This window comes from Arhodomonas sp. KWT (genome assembly GCF_010993615.1).
In genome coordinates, this window is the sequence record NZ_WNXE01000278.1 from 1 (window position 1) to 2,705 (window position 2,705).

4 protein-coding genes are annotated in these 2,705 nt (G+C 70.7%); 1 reads left to right on the forward strand and 3 read right to left on the reverse strand.

Features of this window, described 5'->3' with window-relative positions:
• Positions 1–291, forward strand: a 291-nt coding sequence (locus tag G7A99_RS17810) for a hypothetical protein (RefSeq protein WP_205599902.1), incomplete at its 5' end; no start/stop codon positions are given.
• A 30-nt stretch (positions 292–321) separates the two neighbouring features.
• Here G7A99_RS17810 and rpoH read toward each other — a convergent pair.
• The 3 genes from rpoH to G7A99_RS17825 form a co-directional block, all read right to left on the reverse strand.
• Positions 322–1,197, reverse strand: coding sequence for an RNA polymerase sigma factor RpoH (gene rpoH, locus G7A99_RS17815; protein WP_163142698.1), 876 nt, complete (start codon positions 1,195–1,197; stop codon positions 322–324).
• A gap of 131 nt (positions 1,198–1,328) precedes the next feature.
• Positions 1,329–2,279: a permease-like cell division protein FtsX gene (ftsX, locus tag G7A99_RS17820; RefSeq protein WP_163142701.1), complete on the reverse strand. Its 951-nt coding sequence runs from the start codon at positions 2,277–2,279 to the stop codon at positions 1,329–1,331.
• On the reverse strand, positions 2,280–2,705 hold a 426-nt coding region (locus G7A99_RS17825), incomplete at its 5' end, for a cell division ATP-binding protein FtsE (protein WP_163142704.1).

Genomic DNA, 2,705 nt, shown 5'->3' on the forward strand with positions numbered 1-2,705 from the left:
GCCCGGCGCCCGGGGACATACACGGCCGGCGTGGAGCGACGGGCGATGCGAACGATTACCGCGGACGACGGACGCAGTTGGACCGCTTTCGTGGGACGCGAGTCCTACGGGGTGCACATGGTGCTTTTCATGCCGCAGAGCGGCGGCGGGGCCTGTCAGGTGCCGCTGGCGTCGGCGACCTGGCTGGAGGCGGAGCGGGAACTGGGGTCCATGACGGACGAGGAGCTGCTCCGCTGCCTCAACGAGCGGAGTTGGCCCTGGGGGGAGGGCTTCGACGGCAGCACCCCCTGAGGATGCCGCCGTCGCCGCGCGGCGACGGCCTCAGGCCGCCGCCCCGCCCATGGCCCCGCGGAGCTTGCCGAGGGCATTCTTCTCGAGCTGGCGGATGCGCTCGGCGGAGACGCCGTACTGGTCCGCCAGGGACTGCAGGGTTGCCTTGCCGTCGTTGAGCCAGCGCCGCGCGATGATGTCGCGGCTGCGCTCGTCGAGCCCGGCCAGCGCCGAGGTCAGGGCCTCGTGCTGGTGGCTGCGCCAGTCATCGCCCTCGACTTCGGAGGCGGGGTCGTCGCCGGCGTACTGGAGGTAGGCCGCGGGGGCACGCGGGGCGTTGTCCTCGTCGTCGGAGGTCTCCGGCGGGTCGAAGCCCACGTCCTGGCCCGACAGGCGGGACTCCATCTCCATCACCGTTTCCGGTTTCACGCCCAGGTCCGCGGCCACGGCCTCGACCTCGGCGCGGTTGAGCCAGCCCAGGCGCTTCTTGGAGCCGCGAAGGTTGAAGAACAGCTTGCGCTGCGCCTTGGTCGTGGCGACCTTGACGATGCGCCAGTTGCGCAGGATGAACTCGTGGATCTCGGCGCGGATCCAGTGCACCGCGAAGGACACCAGGCGTACTCCGACGTCGGGGTCGAAGCGCTTGACCGCCTTCATCAGGCCGATGTTGCCCTCCTGGATCAGGTCCGCGAGGGGCAGGCCGTAGCCGGTATAGCCCCGCGCCACATGGACGACGAAGCGCAGGTGCGACATCACCAGGTAGCGCGCGGCGTCGAGGTCGTTGTCGTCGCGGTAGCGCGTCGCCAGGTCCTGTTCCTCCTCGGCGCTGAGCGTCGGGATACGGTTGACCGCCTGGATGTAGTGCTCCTCGCTGCCGGCATGCAGCGGGAGGCTGCTGAGATCGTTTCGGGCAATCGCCTTGCTCATTTCCATGGCTCCCCCTTTATGAGCCGGAAGCAGAAGTTGTGGCCGCCACCCGGGGCCTCGTCCGATTGGAGTGACGAGGCCGTGAAAAAGTTCCCTTTCGGACTATATGAGTATTTTCTCAGTTTTCAACCTCAGCGTGGCTCTATCGTGCTGAGGTGTCGACCGACGGCGATCCATGCGCCGAGCAGACCGAGCAGGACGCCGCAGGCCAGCAGGGTGGCCGCGGCCGCCGGATCGAGGCCCTGCAGCCGGAAACCGCTGGCGTAGCTGCGGGCCAGGGTGTTCGCCGGGCCGGCGAGCAGCAGGTAGGCCGTCTCCACCAGGATCGCGGCGATGGCGCCGCCGAACAGCCCGTGCCATAGCCCGGTGTAGAGGAAGGGCCGTCGCACGAAGGCGTCAGTGGCGCCGAGGAGCTTGGTGATGACGATCTCCTCGCGCCGGTTCTCGATCTCCAGGCGGATGGTGTTGCCAACCACCAACAGTACCGCCAGCGCGAGCAGGCCGGCGATCAGCCAGCCCAGCCGGGCGAGCAGGGTGATGATCGCGTGCAGACGCTGGACCCACTCCCGGTCCAGGCGTACCTCCGCGGCGATGTCCAGCCCCTCCAGGGTGCGGGTGAGCGCGTCGATCCGCGCCGTGGACAGGCCCGGTGGCGGCTCCACCAGCAGTACCCCCGGCAGCGGGTTGCTCTCCAGCAGCGACAGTGCCCGGTCCATCTGCGTGTGGGCGCGGAACTCCGCCAGCGCCGCCTCCGGCGTGAGGACCTCGACGGCGCGCACGTCGTCGCGCCCGCGCAGGCGCTGCGCGGTCTCCCGGGCCCGGTCCATGGGGGCGTCCCGCTCCAGGAAGACCGACACCCGCGGGCGGCCGTCCCAGTCGCCGAGCACGTTCTGGGTGTTGTCCATGAACACCACGAACAGCGCCGGCAGGGCGAGGGCGATGCCGATCACCCCGGCGGTCATGAGTGTGGCCAGCCACTGCATGCGCAGCCGCCCGAGGGCACCCAGCACGGCGCGGCCGTGGTGCTCCAGCCACGCGGCGGCGCGTGCGCGTATCCGGCGGCGGCTGCGGTGGGCGGCCATTCAGTGCGCCTCCGTGCCGGCGCTGTCGGCGACCACCCGGCCCCCGCTCAGGCTGATCCGGCGGTGACCGAGGCGCTCGACGAGATCCACGTCATGGGTGGCGATCAGGGTGGTGACGCCGAGCTCGCTGAAGCGCCGGAACAGGGTCATGATCTCCGCCGACAGCGCCGGGTCGAGGTTGCCCGTGGGTTCGTCGGCGAGCAGCACCGGCGGGCGCCGGACCACCGCCCGGGCGATGCCCACGCGCTGCTGCTCGCCGCTGGAGAGGGTCTCCGGCTGGGCGCGCTCGTAGCGGAGCAGGTCCACCTTGTCGAGGGCGGCGCGCACCCGCCGCCCGAGTTCGCGCCGCGGCGTGCCGGCGATCACCAGGGGCAGGGCGACGTTGTCGAAGACGGTGCGGTCGGCGAGCAGGCGGTGATCCTGGAA